At 59.9% G+C, this 17,796-nt stretch carries 19 protein-coding genes and 1 pseudogene; 11 read left to right on the plus strand and 9 right to left on the minus strand.

Annotated features, from left to right (window positions below; genetic code table 11):
- Nucleotides 1-14 precede the first annotated feature (14 nt).
- The 6 genes from AC0V6U_RS06990 to AC0V6U_RS07015 all read right to left on the minus strand — a co-directional run bounded on the left by AC0V6U_RS06990 (nucleotide 15) and on the right by AC0V6U_RS07015 (nucleotide 4,516).
- A complete protein-coding gene (locus tag AC0V6U_RS06990) occupies nucleotides 15-470 on the minus strand; it encodes a hypothetical protein (RefSeq protein WP_472645451.1) in 456 nt (151 codons plus the stop codon).
- Nucleotides 467-1,894, minus strand: a complete 1,428-nt coding sequence (locus AC0V6U_RS06995; protein WP_472645452.1) for an aldehyde dehydrogenase family protein — start codon at nucleotides 1,892-1,894, stop codon at nucleotides 467-469. Before AC0V6U_RS06995 ends, AC0V6U_RS06990 begins: the two co-directional genes overlap by 4 nt.
- Nucleotides 1,891-2,820, minus strand: coding sequence for a polysaccharide deacetylase family protein (locus AC0V6U_RS07000; RefSeq protein ID WP_472645453.1), 930 nt, complete (start codon nucleotides 2,818-2,820; stop codon nucleotides 1,891-1,893). Before AC0V6U_RS07000 ends, AC0V6U_RS06995 begins: the two co-directional genes overlap by 4 nt.
- A gap of 127 nt (nucleotides 2,821-2,947) precedes the next feature.
- A complete protein-coding gene (locus tag AC0V6U_RS07005) occupies nucleotides 2,948-3,832 on the minus strand; it encodes a polysaccharide deacetylase family protein (protein WP_472645454.1) in 885 nt (294 codons plus the stop codon).
- Nucleotides 3,832-4,230, minus strand: a complete 399-nt coding sequence (locus AC0V6U_RS07010; protein WP_472645455.1) for an isochorismatase family protein — start codon at nucleotides 4,228-4,230, stop codon at nucleotides 3,832-3,834. The genes AC0V6U_RS07005 and AC0V6U_RS07010 overlap by 1 nt, the downstream gene beginning before the upstream one ends.
- On the minus strand, nucleotides 4,202-4,516 hold the full coding sequence (locus AC0V6U_RS07015; protein WP_472645456.1) for a hypothetical protein: 315 nt from the start codon (nucleotides 4,514-4,516) through the stop codon (nucleotides 4,202-4,204). Before AC0V6U_RS07015 ends, AC0V6U_RS07010 begins: the two co-directional genes overlap by 29 nt.
- Nucleotides 4,517-4,612: 96 nt before the next feature.
- Between AC0V6U_RS07015 and AC0V6U_RS07020 the strand changes: the two genes are divergently transcribed.
- From AC0V6U_RS07020 to AC0V6U_RS07050, 7 genes are read left to right on the plus strand one after another with little or no spacing between them, the layout of a single operon-like run.
- On the plus strand, nucleotides 4,613-5,986 hold the full coding sequence (locus AC0V6U_RS07020; protein WP_472645457.1) for an alpha/beta fold hydrolase: 1,374 nt from the start codon (nucleotides 4,613-4,615) through the stop codon (nucleotides 5,984-5,986).
- The gene (locus tag AC0V6U_RS07025) at nucleotides 5,983-6,492 is read left to right on the plus strand and encodes a DUF3598 domain-containing protein (protein ID WP_472645458.1); all 510 of its coding nucleotides are present in this window, start codon (nucleotides 5,983-5,985) and stop codon (nucleotides 6,490-6,492) included. Before AC0V6U_RS07020 ends, AC0V6U_RS07025 begins: the two co-directional genes overlap by 4 nt.
- A gap of 33 nt (nucleotides 6,493-6,525) precedes the next feature.
- On the plus strand, nucleotides 6,526-7,908 hold the full coding sequence (locus AC0V6U_RS07030; RefSeq protein ID WP_472645459.1) for a 3-isopropylmalate dehydratase large subunit: 1,383 nt from the start codon (nucleotides 6,526-6,528) through the stop codon (nucleotides 7,906-7,908).
- On the plus strand, nucleotides 7,905-8,525 hold the full coding sequence (gene leuD / locus AC0V6U_RS07035; protein WP_472645460.1) for a 3-isopropylmalate dehydratase small subunit: 621 nt from the start codon (nucleotides 7,905-7,907) through the stop codon (nucleotides 8,523-8,525). The genes AC0V6U_RS07030 and leuD overlap by 4 nt, the downstream gene beginning before the upstream one ends.
- The gene (locus tag AC0V6U_RS07040; RefSeq protein WP_472645461.1) at nucleotides 8,522-9,442 is read left to right on the plus strand and encodes a hydroxymethylglutaryl-CoA lyase; all 921 of its coding nucleotides are present in this window, start codon (nucleotides 8,522-8,524) and stop codon (nucleotides 9,440-9,442) included. Before leuD ends, AC0V6U_RS07040 begins: the two co-directional genes overlap by 4 nt.
- On the plus strand, nucleotides 9,439-10,623 hold the full coding sequence (locus AC0V6U_RS07045; protein WP_472645462.1) for a CaiB/BaiF CoA transferase family protein: 1,185 nt from the start codon (nucleotides 9,439-9,441) through the stop codon (nucleotides 10,621-10,623). The genes AC0V6U_RS07040 and AC0V6U_RS07045 overlap by 4 nt, the downstream gene beginning before the upstream one ends.
- Nucleotides 10,620-11,234, plus strand: a complete 615-nt coding sequence (locus AC0V6U_RS07050) for a VOC family protein (protein WP_472645463.1) — start codon at nucleotides 10,620-10,622, stop codon at nucleotides 11,232-11,234. Before AC0V6U_RS07045 ends, AC0V6U_RS07050 begins: the two co-directional genes overlap by 4 nt.
- Before the next feature lie 102 nt (nucleotides 11,235-11,336).
- On the opposite strand, the gene AC0V6U_RS07055 is transcribed toward AC0V6U_RS07050, so the two are convergent.
- The 3 genes and pseudogenes from AC0V6U_RS07055 to AC0V6U_RS07065 form a co-directional block, all read right to left on the minus strand.
- Nucleotides 11,337-13,037: a hypothetical protein gene (locus tag AC0V6U_RS07055; protein WP_472645719.1), complete on the minus strand. Its 1,701-nt coding sequence runs from the start codon at nucleotides 13,035-13,037 to the stop codon at nucleotides 11,337-11,339.
- 30 nt (nucleotides 13,038-13,067) lie between these two features.
- Nucleotides 13,068-13,982, minus strand: a pseudogene (locus tag AC0V6U_RS07060) (YadA family autotransporter adhesin); the annotation flags it as partial.
- The gene (locus tag AC0V6U_RS07065; protein WP_472645464.1) at nucleotides 13,879-14,310 is read right to left on the minus strand and encodes a hypothetical protein; all 432 of its coding nucleotides are present in this window, start codon (nucleotides 14,308-14,310) and stop codon (nucleotides 13,879-13,881) included. The gene AC0V6U_RS07065 and the pseudogene AC0V6U_RS07060, both read right to left, overlap by 104 nt.
- Before the next feature lie 539 nt (nucleotides 14,311-14,849).
- Between AC0V6U_RS07065 and ribB the strand changes: the two genes are divergently transcribed.
- The 4 genes from ribB to AC0V6U_RS07085 all read left to right on the plus strand — a co-directional run bounded on the left by ribB (nucleotide 14,850) and on the right by AC0V6U_RS07085 (nucleotide 17,781).
- A complete protein-coding gene (ribB, locus tag AC0V6U_RS07070; RefSeq protein ID WP_472645465.1) occupies nucleotides 14,850-16,100 on the plus strand; it encodes a 3,4-dihydroxy-2-butanone-4-phosphate synthase in 1,251 nt (416 codons plus the stop codon).
- A 5-nt stretch (nucleotides 16,101-16,105) separates the two neighbouring features.
- A complete protein-coding gene (ribH, locus tag AC0V6U_RS07075) occupies nucleotides 16,106-16,528 on the plus strand; it encodes a 6,7-dimethyl-8-ribityllumazine synthase (protein ID WP_472645466.1) in 423 nt (140 codons plus the stop codon).
- Nucleotides 16,529-17,096: 568 nt separating this feature from the next.
- Nucleotides 17,097-17,471, plus strand: coding sequence for a hypothetical protein (locus tag AC0V6U_RS07080; RefSeq protein WP_472645468.1), 375 nt, complete (start codon nucleotides 17,097-17,099; stop codon nucleotides 17,469-17,471).
- Nucleotides 17,452-17,781 (plus strand): hypothetical protein, encoded by a 330-nt coding sequence (locus tag AC0V6U_RS07085; protein ID WP_486169412.1) that lies wholly within the window; start codon nucleotides 17,452-17,454, stop codon nucleotides 17,779-17,781. The genes AC0V6U_RS07080 and AC0V6U_RS07085 overlap by 20 nt, the downstream gene beginning before the upstream one ends.
- The last annotated feature ends 15 nt before the right edge of the window (nucleotides 17,782-17,796 follow it).

A 17,796-nucleotide genomic window follows, 5' to 3' on the forward strand; every position in this document is an offset into this window, starting at 1 on the left:
TCTGCGACGCTCTCTCAACCCACCCGTTTTTCATCGCAGAGAGTCCGTTTCCACGGCTCGTTGTCTTTGAACCATTGCCAGGTCCGCGCGCGGGTCTGAGCTCCGGGAAACAGGCCAATCATCTCAACATAGCACGCGCCCGGCACGTCCAATCGGTCGAGCCGCAGCATGATCGTGTGCTCGTGCGTTTGCCAGCCATATCCAGAGAAACGATCAGTGTCCCAAACCAGCCGGTCACCATCGAGCCGCCCGCCAAATTCAAACGTGGCCTCGCTCCCATCCGCCCAGCTGATCCGATTGTGCTGGATGTAGTGCCACTCACCTGCATCGGGAAACTCGCAAAGCGTTTTGACGCGCCGCTCATCGAGCAATTTGCCGTCCAAATCAAAGTCGCGGTACCACCCATCCCAACGCCCCTCGTGCAGCAGCATGGCCGGCATTGCCGCCCCCAGCTGCGCGCGATTGCTCACCCGGATTGCCCTTCACGGTAGGCATCAATCGGCAGCGCATCGCCCGTTTGGATGATCATTGCCCGGCGGCGCAGAAAGCGCAGCAGGCCTTCATCACCCATGCGGCTTGGCCCCAATCCAGAGGCTTTGCGCGAATGGTTAGTCGCATCGGAGACCATGCTGGTGAGCGCGCCATCTTGCAACGAAATCGCTCCGGCATCGAGCCGCGCGCCGATCTCGCTCGCTTCCTCCAAAGAGCCCGCGAGCACCGCCGCTGAGAGGCCATAGGTTGTGTCATTAGCCAGCGCGATCGCGGCCTCCAGATCATCAAAGATCGTCACTGGCAGCACGGGGCCAAAGGTCTCTTCACGCATCACCGCCATATCTGGCGTGACATCGGCGAGCACCGTGGGGCGTAAGTAATTCCCGCCGCCCAACTCTTCGACTTTGCCTCCAGCCAGGACACGCGCGCCGCTGGCCACGGCGCCATCGATTTGCTCCTGAACTTTCCCCGCCTGATCGGGAAAAATGAAGGGGCCGATATGCCCCTGCTTGGGATCGGGAAAGGTGATCTCGACCGCTTTCGCAGCCTCCGCGAGCGCGGCCAAAAACGGCTCGGCAATCTCGCGCGCTACAAAGATGCGCTCAATCGATTGGCAAGCCTGGCCAGTCGCTACAATTGAGCTGCGCAGGGCGATGCGCGCGGCCCATTGCGGGTCGGCATTGGCGGTGATGATCATTGGATCCTTGCCGCCCAGCTCCAGATTGGCAGGGATCAATTGACGCGCGGCAGCTTCCGCCACCTTCTTGCCTGTCTCGGTGGAGCCGGTGAAACAGATGTAGTCAGCCTCCTCGATCAAGGCCTGCCCCACGTCAGCACCGCCCATCACATAGGCAAGCGGCAGTTCTGGAACCTGCGCCAGAACCTCCAGCATCGGCTTTACAAACCGAGGCGTAACCTCAGATGGTTTCACCAGCGCAGCGCAGCCCGCCATCATAGCTGGCATAGCATCGATATGCGTCAGGATCACCGGGAAATTCCACGGCGCAATCGCCCCGAACAGCGGATAAGCTGTGTAGTCTGCACGAATTTCAAAACCCGGCGAGGCGGAAGGCTTTGCGTCCCGGTCCAACCCGGCGATCAATGCGGGCCCGCGCTCTGCCCAGCGGCGCAAGGACCGCGACAGGCCGTCCACTTCGATCCAGGCCACGGCGTGGCGTCCGGTGTCGATCGCAAGCGCCTCGGCAAGCTGCGGCGCAGCAGCTTCAACCGCATCAGCAAAACGCAGCAAGACCTTCGCGCGGCCCTCAGGGCCCAGCGCTTCCCACGCGGGTTGCGCTGCTCTTAGGCGCGCCGCCTCTGCAGCGATCTCAGCCCGCGAGCTAACAGCGAATTCGTAATCCGCTTCGCCCGTGCGGGGGTTGCGCGCGCTCATCATTGTCATTGCTGTTCTTCCCATGCGGAGACGATCTCGGCGCCCGGCGCGATCCACGCCTCCGCGCGGCCGCTTAGGTCTGTGAGCAATTGTTCCAAGGCACTGATCCGGAATGGCTGGCCGATAATGTATGGCGTGATGTGTATCGGTAGCATTCGTCCACCGCCTTTGGTGTAAGCTGTGCCGCGCGCTTCTCCGGCGAGCCAATCGAACGCATCGCGCATCATCTGTGCCCAGCCCTCTGCCGAGTGCTGCTGAGTGGCGATGATCATCCGGTCGGACAGCTCTGTGTTGAGCGGCAGGTTCACCAGCCCATTTTTGAAGCGATACGGCAGCTCATCATTCACCCAGTCGCAGGTGTATTTGAGCCCGTGCTCGGTAAGGATATCGGCGGTGCGCCAGCTTTGAGAGCGGGCAATCGAGAGCCAGCCTTTGGGCTTCACACCGCTTGCTGCCTCCAACCGCGTAAGGCTGTCTGCGATCAGCGCGCGCTCATCGGCTTCGGCCAGATCGCTGGTGATCGTGCCATTCATATCGGTGGAATGCGCGATGATCTCATGACCATCGGCCAGCACCGCTTTGATCAACTCGGCATAGCGTTCTGCGACCGCAGCATTGACCGCAAAGCTCGCCTTGACCCCGGCAGCCTTGAACGCCTCCAGCATGCGGAACACGCCAACTCGGTTGCCGTAGTCTCGCACAGTGTAGTGGCGATAGTCGGGATAAGGTGTGACCATATGGCCGGGCGCGCGGAAGGGTTTGTCCTCCGGCGTAATCGGAAACCACTCGAGGCTGATACACAGCCACACCGCGACCGATTTGCCATCCGGCCAAGCGACCGGCGCGCGGTCATGCATGTTCGACCAGTCGTAGTAATCGTGGTCATACCCCTCGGCGCGGCGGGGATAGGTGGTGTAGTCGGCTGGAAGCGTCATGGGACAAGCCTCCCTGATCCGTTCATGCTGAGCTTGTCGAAGCATTGCACTTCGCTCCCCCCGGCACCGCAGAAAGCAAGACAGCCCTTCGACAGGCTCAGGGCGAACGGTGATTGAATGGAATGGCTCATTGCGCGGCCCTCCAATGGTCCACGATCTCGCCAGCGCGCGCTTTCCAACAGCGGCTGTCCGCGGCGATATGCGCCAAGGCCTCTTCAAACGGGCCAATCCGGTGCGGCTGCCCAATCAGATAGGCGTGCAGCGGAACGCACATCACTGTGCCAGACCCGGTGCGCTCGCCTTCTTCAGCGAGCCGCTCATATTGCTGGATCAGACAATCGGCATATTCGCGGCCTGACATGCCGTAGACGTTGAAGCCGTAATGGTCGTTGACCTCAAGGCTATAGGGAATGGAGGCAAGCGTGCCCTTGGCAACCTTCACCTCTTGCACCTGATCATCGTGATAGAGATCGCAGGTGTAATGGAAATCATATTCCGCCAGCAGATCAAGCGTGCGCGGCGTGTGCGTCAAAGCGGGCGCGAGCCAGCCGCGAATGCGCTGTCCGGTGGCGCGCTCGACCGTCTCAATCGAGTCCTCGATGATCGCGCGTTCCTGAGCCTCTGACATGCCGTAGGAATAGCGGGTGTTGTAAATCCCGTGGCTGAAAAACTCCCAGCCGCGCTCCACCCCATCGGCGACAACTTCGGGATGGTGATCGCACAAAGCCACCGACAGGCTTACCGATCCGGGAAATCCGTGGCGGCTCATCACATCGGCCATGCGCCAATGGCTGACCCGGTTGGAATGATCACGGTAAGAATAGCCGACGACATCGGGATGCGCCTTGGGCCAGCTTTTGCGGTGCGAGTTCGCTGGTGGATCGATCTCGTAATATTCGAGGTTGGGCGCGACCCAGACCGCGCAGGTCTTGCCCTCTGGCCAAGCGATCTTTGGCCGCGCGTTATAAGGGTGATAATCGTACAGCCCCGGATCAGTAGCGCCCTCTTGCATCAACGCGCCTCCAACCAATCGATCACCGCCTGCACTGGCTCTACATCAGCATATTTCAACTGAAGGTCGGTCAGGTTCGCAAAGTGATAGCTTTCATGCTTGTCCGCGCAGGTCTCTACCGGGACGATCGTGCGGTATCCGTAAGACAGCGAATCCACCGCCGTAGCCCGGACACAGCCACTGGTCGATCCGCCGGTCACCACCACCGTGTCGACCTTGTGAAAGGTTAGATAGCTCGCCAGCGGGCTTTCGAAAAAGCTCGACGGCATCCGCTTGGTGTATTGCAGGTCGTCTTCGTGCACATCGCAGCGCGGGTCATAGGCATGTCGCTCGCTGTCATACTTGATGTTCTGCAGACTGTCCTCAGTATCAGTCCGCGTTCCCCAGACAGCCGGCATCCGCCGCATCGCCTTTATACGCCACTCGGCTCCAAATAACTGGCATTCCTTTGGCGCGGGCCAGGCGGCTGATCTGGTTGATGTAATCGATTTGTTTCGGGTCAGTCTCGTATGCGGTCTTGAACATGTCGGTGCGCGTATAGGCCTGCTGCACATCGACATTCACAATCGCCAGTTTCTGTCCAAAGCCGAATTTTTTGCGGGCCGGGTTGGCCATCACGCCTTCAAAGATCGCGCGCGCAGTCTGGCCATCCTCGATCATTTTCGTACCGATCAATTCGCTCATCAGGCTCCCTTTCGATTCCTCTTTGACAGCAGCTAATAAACAGGCGTAGAGGCTTGTCGAGTAGAATTTGTCCGGACAACTTTGCAAAGGCCCCTTTTGAGCGCTCCGATCACACGGCATATGCTGACCGTTCCAGCAAAAAACGGAGTGCCTGCGCGTAAGGTTCACTACCGCCGCTGCGGCGCGGGTCCGATGCTGTTGATGGTGCATCAAAGCCCCCGCTCAAGCGCCGAATACATCGATCTGATGCGCGTATGGGGTGAGCATTTCACTTGTGTGGTGCCCGACACGCCGGGATTTGGGCAGAGTGATCCCTTGCCTCAGACCGAGGGCCGCGATCCGGACATTGATGACTTCGCGGATGCGCTGTGCGAATTTCTGGACGCGCTTGGGGTTGAGCGCTGCCCCGCTTACGGTTTCCATTCCGGCGGGATCATCCTCGTTGCCGCGACCAAGCGTCATCGCGTGCGCTTCGATTGTCTTGCCATTGGCGGCTATGCCGTCTGGAACGCAGAGGAGATGGCAGTCTTCAGCGAGAGGTATCTGCCGCCCTTCCAGCCGAGCCATTACGGCGAGCACCTGACCTGGCTATGGAACAGGATTATCGAGCAAAGCTGGGTCTTCCCATGGTTCGACACCCGCGAGGAAGCGCGCATGTCCGTGGCCCATGCCGATGTTGCCCGCATCAATCAGGCGGTGTCGGAAATGCTCGATGCAGGCGATGCCTACCGCGCAGGTTATGGCGCGGTGATACGCGCACCGCGCGACATACCAGCCCTTGATGCCGATGTGCCGCCGTGCCTGATCACCGCCAGTGACGGTGATCCGCTTCAGCCGCATATTGACCGTCTGGGCGCGATGCCGACGGCTTGGAAAGCAGCCAAGGTCCGCACCCCCGCCGATCATTTGTCGCAGAGCCTCGCGTTTTTGTTAGAGCACGCCAGTGGGGAACCATGCCCCGCCCTCGCCGAGGATGAAAACGAAGGCTGGGTGCCGGTCGATGACGGGCTGGTCCATTGGCGCGGCGAAATCGGCGGCAGGCTGATGCTGCACGGACCAGCGGGCGAAATGGCAGAGCCAGCGCAGGGCGAACTCGCCATCGATGTGCCCGGCCATGGACAATCCTCTGATTTTGCTGACATGCGCGGCGCAATCGAAGCCGCTGCGAAATCGCTGGCCGCGACCGAAATCCAGTGGCCAGACGCGCCGCAAGGCGACCCGGATCAGCTCTATCCAGATATGACGCCAGACCGGTTTGGCCTGCATCTTCAGCGCGCCTGGGGCATCGCCCGCGCAGAGCAGTTCTTTAACCCGTGGTACGAAGCGGGCGCCGCAAGCGCCACCACGCTCGACCCCGCAGGATTGGAGCCACAAGCGCTCCATGCCCGCGCCCTTGCCCGAATTCGCGCCGACGACGCTGCACGCCGCTGGCACCAAACACTGACCGACAACAATGGAGCTCCACAATGACGACTTACGCTGAGTTTTCCGAAAACATGCAGTTGCTGGCCCGCCACGAAGGCGTGTGGGACGGCACCTACACATATTTCAACGCGAAAGACGAGCTGATTGATCAGCACGCCAGCCGCCTGCTGTGCCGGATGACGGGCGAAGACGACATCCCCTATCACCAGACCAATCATTACACATGGGCTGATGGCAAAACCGAGGTGCGCGATTTCCCTGCGACCTACCGCGATGGCCGGATCTGGTGGGACAATGAGCTGATCCAAGGCTGGGCCGCCCCCGTTCCGCTCGACGAATATAACCGCACCATGATGCTTTATTGGCAGCGCACTGGTGATCCATCGCTCTACCTCTACGAGCAAATCCAAATCTCCGATGACGGTCAGAACCGCTGCCGCACATGGCACTGGATCCGCAACGGAATGCTGGAAACACGCACGGCAATCCAAGAGCACTTTGTGACGAAGGATTGGCGCGCCATTGATGCAGAGATGAAGGCCGCCGGATAAGTCTGGCAAGACAAGGCCGGATAGAAAGCCACCATGGGACACACGCTGTTTGAAAAGATCTGGGAGACGCATGCGGCTGCGCAAACCGCTGGCGGCTCGACTCTGATCGCGATTGACCGCGTGTTCCTGCACGAGCGCACCGGCGCAGCCGCGCTCAAGCGGATGGCGGAAATGGGCCGCGCTGTGCTTGACCCGGGCCGCGTCTTTGCGGTGATGGATCATATCGTCGACACCCGCCCCGGACGCGGAGACAGCACGTTGATGCGAGGCGGCGAAGGCTTCATCACAGAGACCCGCGCCGCCTGCAAAGCGGCCGGGATCACTCTGTTTGATGTCAACGATCGCGACCAAGGGATCGTCCATGTGATCTCGCCGGAACAGGGCATTGTCTTGCCCGGCGTCACACTGGTCGCGCCGGACAGCCACACCTGCACGCAGGGTGCGTTCGGAGCGCTTGCATGGGGCATTGGATCATCTGAGGCAGAGCACGCCATGGTGACCGGCACATTGCGGCTGGAACAGCCCAAGACGATGCGCGTGACCTTTGATGGGACGCTGCAATCGGGCGTCACGGCAAAGGACATGATCCTGACGCTGATCGCCGCTCATGGCGCCGGCGGCGGCGCTGGCCATGTCGTGGAGTTTGCCGGCGAGGCCGTGCGCGCAATGGACATGGAAGCGCGCATGACCCTGTGCAACATGGCGACCGAGTTCAGCGCCATGACGGGCCTGATCGCGCCCGATGCCAAGACCTATGAATATCTCGCCGGGCGTACCTATGCCCCCGCGCATTTCGACGATCCTTATTGGTCCAGACTGAAGAGCGACGACGATGCGGCATTCGATCAAGAGATTGTGATTGATGCGAGCGCTATCTCGCCAATGGTCAGCTGGGGCACCAGCCCCGAACACACGATCCCGGTCGATGGCACCGTTCCGAACGGCCCGGCCCGTGCGCATGAATACACTGGCCTTGATGCAGGAGCGCCGCTGGCCGGAACGCCCATCGATGTTGCCTTCATTGGCAGCTGCACCAACAGCCGGATTTCCGATCTGCGCCGCGCCGCGCGCCTGCTCGATGGACGCACAATCGCTCCCTCGATTAAGAAGGCGATGGTTGTGCCCGGCTCACTCTCAGTAAAGCGCCAAGCTGAGGCCGAAGGGCTCGACAAGGTCTTCATTTCCGCAGGCTTTGAATGGCGCATGAGCGGATGCAGCCTGTGCTTTTACGCTGGCGGCGAAGGCTTTCCCGAAGGAAGCCGCACCATCAGCAGCACCAATCGCAATTTCGAAGGGCGCCAAGGTCCCGGGATCAAGACCCACATCGCCTCGCCAGAAACCGTCGCCGCCAGCGCCCTTGCCGGAGCGATCGCCGATCCGCGCGACTATATGCGCCAAGAGGAGGCGACCGCATGAGCGCCTTTCCTCAGCGCCTCGCCGGTATTGCCGCCCCGCTGGATGCGGGAGCACTACGGGACAATGTCGACACCGATGCGATCATCCCCAGCCGCGAAATGCGCAGCACGGGGCGCACCGGGCTTGCCGATGGATTGTTTGCGCCGTGGCGATATTCCGACGCCGATGCGCGCACAGAAAACCCGGATTTCGTGCTCAACCAGCCCAAGTTTCGCGGTGCGTCCATCCTGCTCAGCGGCGCAAACTTCGGCTGCGGGTCCAGCCGCGAACATGCCGTTTGGGCGCTCGCCGAATACGGTATCAAGGTGGTGATAGCAGAGAGCTTCGCGCCAATCTTTTACGGCAATTGCATCCGCAATTTCATCCTGCCGATCACCTTAGACCGCAGCGCGCTGGAGGCCTTAAGCGGACGCGAGGTCACCGTCGATCTCGCTGCGCAAAGCGTTACCTGCGGCGATGCCACATATTCCTTCGACATCGATCCCGAGGCCAAGCAAATGCTGGCCGAAGGGCTCGATGCGATCGATCTGACCTTGACCCAAGCGCAAGCGATCACGAACTGGACGGCCAGCGATAAAGCCGCGCGGCCGTGGGTCTATCTGGAGCATTCAACATGACAGACATCCTCATTTCCGAAGTGGGACCGCGCGACGGCCTGCAATCGATTGACCGGGTCATGCCGCTGGAGGCGAAGAAGCGCTGGATCGCTGCCGAGGCCGCCGCTGGGGTTAAGGAGATCGAAGTGGGCAGCTTCGTGCCCGCCAAACTGCTCCCGCAGATGGCCGACACTCCGGAACTGGTTGCCTTTGCGAAAGGCATCGACGGCCTCAACGTTGTCGCGCTCGTGCCCAATGCCAAAGGCGCTGGCTTCGCTGCTGAAGCGGGCGTGGATGGGATGAGCATTCCGTTCTCGATGAGCGAGACGCATTCCATCAAGAACGTGCGCAAAGATCACCCGGCCATGCTGGAAGAAATCCGCTCATCAGCCGAGATCGCCCGCGAACACGGCATCCATTTTGCCGTCGGCCTTTCCACTGCCTTCGGCTGCACAATGGAGGGTGCCGTGAGCGAAGATCAGGTCGTGCGCCTAGCAGAACAAGCTGCCGAAGCCGGCGCAATGGAGTTCAGCCTGTCAGACACCACCGGCTATGCCGACCCCGCACAAGTCCGCCGCCTTACCCGCAAGGTGAAGGCAGCGGTCGGCGATGACATGCTCACCACCCTGCACCTTCACAACACGCGCGGCCTGGGCCTCGCCAATGTTGTTGCAGGTCTAGAAGAAGGCATCACCACATTTGATTCCTCACTGGGCGGTCTTGGCGGCTGCCCATTCGCACCCGGCGCATCGGGCAATCTGGTTACCGAAGATCTGGTACTGATGCTCAATTCCATGGGGCTTAAAACCGGGATCGATCTGGAAGCCCTGCTGAAAGTGCGCGCAATCGTCGAAGAAGCACTGCCGGGCGAGCCGCTTTATGGCTTCACGCCCGATGCCGGGCCAATGCTGGATTACAAAGAAAGGGCCGCCGCATGAGCGATTCTCCGCAGCCTCTGGCCGGGATCACCGTCGTCGAGTTTACCCACATGGTGATGGGGCCAACGGTCGGCCATATCCTCGCCGGTCTGGGCGCAGAGATAGTCCGAGTGGAGCCGATTGGCGGCGACCGCACGCGCCGCTTGATGGGCTCAGGCTCTGGCTATTTCCCGATGTACAATCGCGGCAAGCAATCAATCTGCCTCGACCTTAAAAGCGAAGACGGCATCGCCGTTGCCAAAGACCTGATCGCAAAAGCCGATGTGCTGGTTGAGAATTTCCGGCCCGGCGCTCTCGACCGGCTTGGCCTCAGCTATGAGGAGTGCTCTGCAGGCAATCCCGGCCTGATTTACTGTAGCGAAAAGGGCTTCCTTCCCGGCCCTTATGAAAACCGCACCGCACTCGATGAAGTCGCGCAAATGATGGGCGGGCTCGCATACATGACCGGCCAACCGGGCAAGCCGACCCGCGCAGGCGCCAGCGTGATCGATGTCACCGGCGGCATGTTCGGCGTGATCGGCATTCTTGCCGCGCTTGAACAGCGCCACCGCACTGGTAAGGGGCAAAAAGTTACCGCCAGCCTGTTTGAAACGACGATCTATCTCGTCGGTCAGCACATGGCGCAATACGCCGTTACCGGCACGCCCGCCGCGCCAATGCCCGCGCGCGTGTCAGCCTGGGCGATCTATGACGTGTTTGAGACCAAGGACGAGCCGGTTTTCATCGGCGTGGTCACCGACGCCTTGTGGGAGAAATTCTGCAAGCTGTTCGGCCTCGATGACCTGTGGGCCGACGAGGCCCTGCGCGAAAATAATGCCCGCGTTCAGGCCCGCGATCAGATCCTGCCGCAAATCCGCACTCTGATCGGGGGAATGACCGCCGCTGAGGTCATCGGTAAGCTCGATGGCAGCGGGCTACCCTTCGCGCCGATTGGTAAGCCTGAGGACATGTTTGACGATCCGCACCTCAACCAAGGCGGGCTTGAAGACGTAACCCTCGACAATGGCACCGAGGTGCGCCTGCCCACCATTCCGCTGGAAATGGACGGCAAGCGGATCGGTGCTCCGCAGCGGCTGCCAACGCCGGGCAAGGATGCACGCGCTGTGCTGGAAGGCCTCGGCTATGACGCAGGCAAGATGGACGCGCTCATCGAAACAGGCGCAGTGGGGGAAAGCAAATGAGAATATTTGGAATTGCCCTAGCAACCGCGGCAGTCGCTGGCTGCAGCGGCGCTGGTCCCGCGAGCGAGGAAGCTGCGAACGAGGGCTCACCCCAGGCGGCAAACCGCGCGATGGAAGGCGTCGATGTAAGTGAACGCTTGCCCACAGATATCCGCCGCGCGTCCATCGTCGTGCGCGATATGGAGCGCAGCCTCGAATTTTACCAAGGCGCGCTGGGCCTAGAGATCAATTACGACACGGTTGTGGAATTGTCGGGCGTGAACCTGCCGGTAGGCGAGCCGGGCAACAAAGCCCGCCTGGTGCTGCTCAATGGCAACGACCCATACATTGGTTGGGTTGGCCTACTCGACCCCTTTGAGCCTGAACTAGAAGGAGTGGACGATCCCTATCCAACACGGCTTGCACCCGGGACCGCGTTCTTAGTGGTCAACACCGATGATGCCGAAAAGGCATGCGAAGCAGCGACCAAGATCGAAGGTGTGACGATGACGGGGCCAATCCGTTTGCAAGTCTATCCTGGGCGCGATGGTCGGCCAGACATCAATGTGCGAGGATGCAATGTCTTCGACCCCAACGGCGTAGCGGTCGAAATCAATCAGCTGCTGAACTGAGTTTCCGCTAGCCGGATCGCGGCTCATTCTAGAAACCAATAGCAAAAGGCGGGACTTAACAGCCCCGCCCTTCACTTCTCGATTTGCTTCTATTGTTAAGACTTAGAACCCGAAGGCGACACCTGCTTGAGCGACCACCGCGCCATCGCCTGTGTTGCCAGCAACCCCGGCTCCGATTGCAAAGCTCTCGTTCACGCGGCCGGTAAAGCTTGCGGCAAAGCCTTGCTGACCGCGGTACGTCGCGATGTTGCCTGCGATGGTGAAGGCCTTGTCCGGCATGGCAATGGCGCTGCCAAGCGCGGCGGCGGCTGCGATCCCGCCGCTGGTGCTGTCGCTCAGCTCCTCAAGACGGAAATCAAGGTCCCGCACCCGCCCGCTGAGCGCATCGAATTGCGCAGTGGAGACTTGGGCGACTGCGTTAAGCGCAACGCGAACATTGTCGACCGAGGCTGCTGTCGCAACGCTCTGACGGCCCAAAGTGCCGTTGGCGTCCACTGTAACCGCATCAACCGGGCCCACCTGTGCATCTGTGGATGCAGCGATATCGCCGATCCGTACCGAACTGCCTACCCCGCCCAGCGTCACTTGGTTTCCTGCTGTGGTCGTCGCATCGCGGCCAATCGCTGTCGAGCTGGCAAAGCCTGCACTCGCCCCGCGGCCCACTGCTGTGGAATTCACCCCCGTTGCATCTGCCGCAAAGCCAATCGCTGTTGTCCGCCCGCCGCTTGCATTCGCAGTCGCGCCAATGGCTGTAGCATCAAGCCCCGCTGCGGCTGCCTCTGCGCCGATCGCCGCTGAAGCTTCTCCCGAAGCATTAGCAAGCCGCCCAACCGCGATAGAGATTGTTCCGCTCGCTTCTGCAGCCCTGCCAAGAGCCATCGCCGATGCGCCGCTCGCGGTCGCAGCATTACCAAAGGCAACCGCATTGTTAGCCGTGGCAGCGGAGTTGCGACCAAAGGCCGCCGAGAAGGTCCGCGTGCTTTGTGCATTCACACCAAAAGCGCTGGAGCCAAACCCGCTGGCCACCGCATCCGATCCCAACGCCGCAGCAAAAGAGGCCGTTGCCTGAGCGCCAAGCTCATCTTCATCCGCACCGTCACCGCCAATCGCAATCGAGGACGTGCCGGCCGAACTGGTATCCACACCCAGAGCAATACTCCTATCGCCAGTCGCGCTCGCTCTGGCGGCACCGGCAAAACTGCCCTCTGCATTCGCAACCGCATCCGCGCCCACAGCAGTTGACTGACCTACACCACTGGAACTTCCCGATCCAAGGCTCACCGTATTCGGTCCAGAGGAAGATGAGCCCGTCCCGAGAGCAGTTGAATTACTTCCCAATGTGGTCGCGTTCTGACCTATCGCGATACTGCCGTCACCGAACTGAGATCGTGCGAGGCTACCAATTGCAATGCTGCCTTGTCCATCCGCTCGGGTTTCATTCGCATTCCCGCTAGCATCACCCCCGATGACGATGGCCCCATTGGCAAGGGCGCGCGCATTTGTACCTAAGGCTATGGCATTAATCCCAGTTGCCTGATTGGAACCACCAACTGCATTAACGTCTACGTTCGCGGCTCCCGTGCTGGCGATGGCTGCATCAAGCTGTCCCCGGTTTACTGCATCTGTCGCCGCGAAGCCATCGGCCACGTTGACAATGCGGCGTTTCAGAGTGTCATTTCCTACTGAAACGGTGTTGTCATCAAAGACTGATGAACCAGCTCCGAGCGCCACTGAACCCTGACCTTGAGACTGAGCGCCCGTGCCAATGGCGACCGAATTGGGTGCCCCGGCAAAAGTCAGCAAACCGCTCGAATCAGCACTGTCAACTCCGATCGCAAGAGACCCTGTAGCGGTGGCGCTAACATTGGATCCAATCGCTAGCGAGTCAGTGCCAGTGGCGCTTGCAGCGTTGCCAGTTGAGTTAAGATCAATTTGAGAACCTTGTTCCGCTAGCGCTGCGTTCAACTGACCCACATTTACCGCATCGGTATCCGCTGTCCCGGCAGCGACATTCGCAATTCGGCGCTGCAAGAAGTTGTTCCCGACTGAGACAGTGTTAGCCTCGTTGGCACTAGAGTCTGCACCGATTGCAATTGCGCCTTGGGCTTCGGCGCTGCTTCTCGGTCCGATAGCAACGCTATCTATCTGGCTAGCCGAAGCGGAACCTCCGAACGCGACTGATGTATCCCCGCTCGCCTGTGCGCTACTGCCAAAAGCAGCCGCTCCCATGCCACTCGCTCCAGCGAACGCGCCCACAGCTGTTGCTTGGCTGCCGAAGGCACCAGAACTTGCGCCAATCGCGACACCTTCAGATCCGCTGACATTGCTCAGCTCACCAATGGCAAGCGCACCAAATCCATCGGCGCTAGGACCTAGCCCCTCAGTTACATTAATGGCAAAGCCTGTAACACTACCGAGGTTCCCTAAAGCTGTATTTAGCTGTCCAAGCGTTACCGCATGATCATCACGAAAGCCATCCGCGACACTTGTAATCACACGGCGATTGGTGTCACTACCCACTGACACGCTGTTGTTTAAGTCAGCTACCGAATTTGCACCAATTGCTACCGAGTTGATACTTACGACTGTTGAGTCAGCACCAATTGCGACCGCTCCAGTCGAACCCGCTGAAGCCCCGAGACCATCACCGTTTAAGTCTCCGCCGATTGTGACACCATAATCGGCGTAGCTTCGAGCCTCTGCTCCAATAGTGATTGTCTGTGTACCGCTTAGCAATTGTGCCCACATTTCCTGTGCCTGCAGTGTCTGAACCAATGGCGATTGAACCAACGCCCGACGCCTCCGTATCGCTGCCCAACGCAATCGCATCCGCCACGGCATTGGCTGAACCACCTATGGCAGTTGAGCCGGAACCAGTTGCCGTCGCCCCAACGCCGCAAGCGAGCGAAGTGTCATCATCGTTTGAATTGGCCCCGCCATCGTTGTCAGTAGCGGCGTCGACAACTCCATCATCGTCACGGTCAAGCAAGCAATCATCGGCGCGCGCCGTGTCTGCAGAGCCCATTCCCACGGCAATTGCTCCCAATGCCGCTGCTGCCATCAATGTATAACGCATAATTCTACTCCATCCTTGGCCGATGGAGGCAAATCGCGATTCTGCAATCGCAGATGTATTGAAACGGCAAGCGAAACGCCCCCGCCGATGCCCCCAGTGTTCAGCTCCCCGAATCCAAACTACGATCCGGCTCGCAATTTGCCATTTTGGAGCCGAACTACAAGTAGAGCCTATGGACTAATGCGTATTCATTACCAGAATGATCCAATAGTCATTCTTGAGGTGGACGATATGGGCGCTTGGGCAATTGGAATTTCCTACTTGCGCCGCATCCGCTAGCTAGATCGCGGCTCTTTCACATCGTGAGTGTCAGTCAATATCGGCGGCGTGTTTGTGACGCACGGGGCATTATTGCGCGCGCCTGGAACGCGCCAAACGCGCTCAAATCCCAAAAGTCACAACGTCACGTTGCACTTTGCGCGCAAACCGCTGGAAACAAGCGTTTTTGCGCAAAAGTCACAGATTCGAAAAACGCAAATGTGTTCCACAGGGCACATCGCTGACCTTGCAATCACATTGAAATGTGATATCTGGCAAATATGAGCACATCAACAATCACACGCGTTCGCACACTCGTCGAAAATGGCGAGATGACCAAAGCCGGCCTTGCCCGCGCCGCTGGCCTACATGCCAACACTCTACGCGATTGCGCGGATGAGGACTGGAACCCCACGACAGAGACGCTGGCCAAGCTGGAGGCGTTCCTTGACGCCAATGACGAGCGCCCCGTTTTGGTCGGGATCGAAGAGATCATCGACGAAGCGCGCAATGGCAAGATGTACATCCTGGTCGACGATGAAGACCGCGAAAACGAAGGCGATCTGATCATCCCGGCGCAAATGGCAACGCCGGCTGCGATCAACTTCATGGCGACCCACGGACGCGGCCTCATCTGCCTGTCGCTCGATAAGGCGCGGGTCGATCAGCTGGGCCTGGAGCCCATGAGCCGCAACAATAAGGAAAGCATGCAGACCGCTTTCACGATCTCGATCGAGGCAAAGGAAGGCGTGACCACCGGCATCTCTGCAGCGGACCGAGCGCGCACCGTCTCGGTTGCGATTGATGCAACCAAGGGACCGGACGACATCGTCACGCCCGGCCATGTCTTTCCGCTGACCGCGCGCGATGGCGGCGTGCTGGTGCGCGCAGGCCATACCGAGGCGGCGGTGGACATCTCGCGCCTCGCTGGCCTCAACCCCAGCGGCGTGATTTGCGAAATCATGAACGATGATGGCTCGATGGCGCGGCTTGATGATCTGGTCGCATTCGCGCGCAAGCATGATCTCAAAATCGGGACGATCCGCGATCTCATCGCTTACCGGATGCGCAACGATCATCTGGTCGAGCGGCTGGGCGAGCGCGCGTTCGATTCGGACTATGGTGGCCAGTGGCGCATGATCACCTATCGCAACACAGTCTCCGACAACGAGGCATACGTCTTGCAAAAAGGCCATATTCAACCTGGTGAGGCCACCCTCGCCCGCGTGCATCCAATCTCGGTGTTTGACGATGTGCTGGGCCAGCCCGGCCCGCGCAAACGCACTTTACAACGCGCAATGCAGGCAATTGGTGAGCACGGCTCTGGCATCATTGTGATCCTGACCGGCCGGGTCGGATCGAGCGGCGAATACACAGCCGATGAAGCCAATCGCAATGTCGGCATCGGTTCGCAAATCCTCGCCGATCTGGGCGTGGATGATATGATCCTGCTATCCAATTCACAGCCCAATGTCGTGGCGATCGAAGGCTATGGCCTGAACATCGTCGGGCACCACCCCATTCCGGAGTAAACACTATGGCCCGCATTCTGATCGTCGAAGCGCGTTTCTATGCGCATCTTAATGACATGCTGATCGCTGGCGCGAAGGCCGCGATTGAGGCCGCGGGGCATGAGGCAGAAGTGCTGACCGTGCCCGGAGCGCTCGAAATCCCAGGCGCGATTGCGCTCGCGGTGGAAGGCGGAGGCTATGACGCCTTTGTCGCAATCGGCGTGGTGATCCGCGGCGAAACCTATCACTTTGAGATCGTAGCTGGGGAAAGCGCGCGGGCGATCATGGCGCTGACCATGGATGGTATTCCAATCGGCAATGGCATCATCACCACCGAGAACGAAGCGCAAGCGCTGGAACGGGCCAACCCCGCGGCCAAGGATAAGGGCGGCGAAGCGGCGAAAGCGGCGCTGGCTCTGCTAGAACTGACGGAGCGGTTCCCGCGCTGATCGGCCAGGCAAAAAGCTGTCCCAATCTCGAATTACAGGGCGAAAACTACGTAGTTTCCCTCTGTAGATTTTATGAAGGCATTAGGTTGAATTAGCAGCCATCAATTCGGCGCGCGTTGAAGGGCGCGAGACGCCGAAGATGACCTTCAAATTGGGATCGTTTAGTTTTGACCGCTCAAGAGAACGCAATCCAAGCTGAGATTGCGCCGATTATCATGACGCTAGAGGCGCAGCTATCGCATCTGGACCGGATCGGCGCATTTATTGCTGCTGCACATGTGGATGCCGCGATCACGAAACTGCGCATGGATTTCATGTCAGGAATAGAAGGACCAAAGCCCCCCAAACGCCCACATGCGTAGTCACACGTAAAGCCAAATGCCTTCGACTCCATTATGGAGGGACTTAAGGGCAAAACAGGGCGACCGGGGGCAAACCGTTCAACCAATCTTCAAGCCCATATGTGCAAGGAGGATTGCTTGGTTCGGCCGAGTTTCACATCTCTTTCTAAAGCTGCGCCGAGCTGACCATGGATGGGGCTCGCAGATCACCTTTGTCAGATCGCGACATGTCAGATCGCGATATGTCGGACGGCGACATGTCCGAACACCGTGTGACAGACAGCGACCTGAGCGATCAAGGTAGTGCGGCTGAGCCTGCGCCTTTCGGCAGCGCGGACCGACCCCAGACGAACGCGCCGCAGTCCAATGGTGATCTCACCCCCGTTGCTGACCAATTGATCGCCATCGCAGAGCAATTGCGCTCCGGCGACCAGGCCGCCGCTTTCGCTTCGCTTGCCAGTGCGACTGGCGGGGCCAGCGCAAATGCTAGCGCTTGGAATGGAGGCACCACTACCCCCACCCCAGATGCGCCTCAGAACTCTCCAGCCGACCTATCAGCACGCCGAGCGCAGCTATGCGCTCATGGCGCGCAAGGCCTATGATGTGCGCCGCACGCGGGGAACCTTCTTCGGTGATCCAGACCTGTTTGGGGAGCCCGCGTGGGACATCCTGCTCGACCTCTACGTCGCGCATGTCGACGATAAGTCCGTCTCTGTCTCCAGCGCCTGCATCGGCTCTGCTGCGCCGCCTACCACTGGGCTGCGCTGGCTCGGCGTGCTGGCGGAACAAGGCCTCATCCTGCGCGAGCAAGACCCAGAGGATCAGCGCCGCGTTTTGGTGCGCCTCAGCGACACGGGCCTAAAATCGATGGACCGCTATTTCGAAGAGGCGGTGAAGCGCGGCGCGGCTTAGCCACCGCACCCACGC

The sequence above is a fragment of the Erythrobacter sp. W36 genome (genome assembly GCF_057364935.1).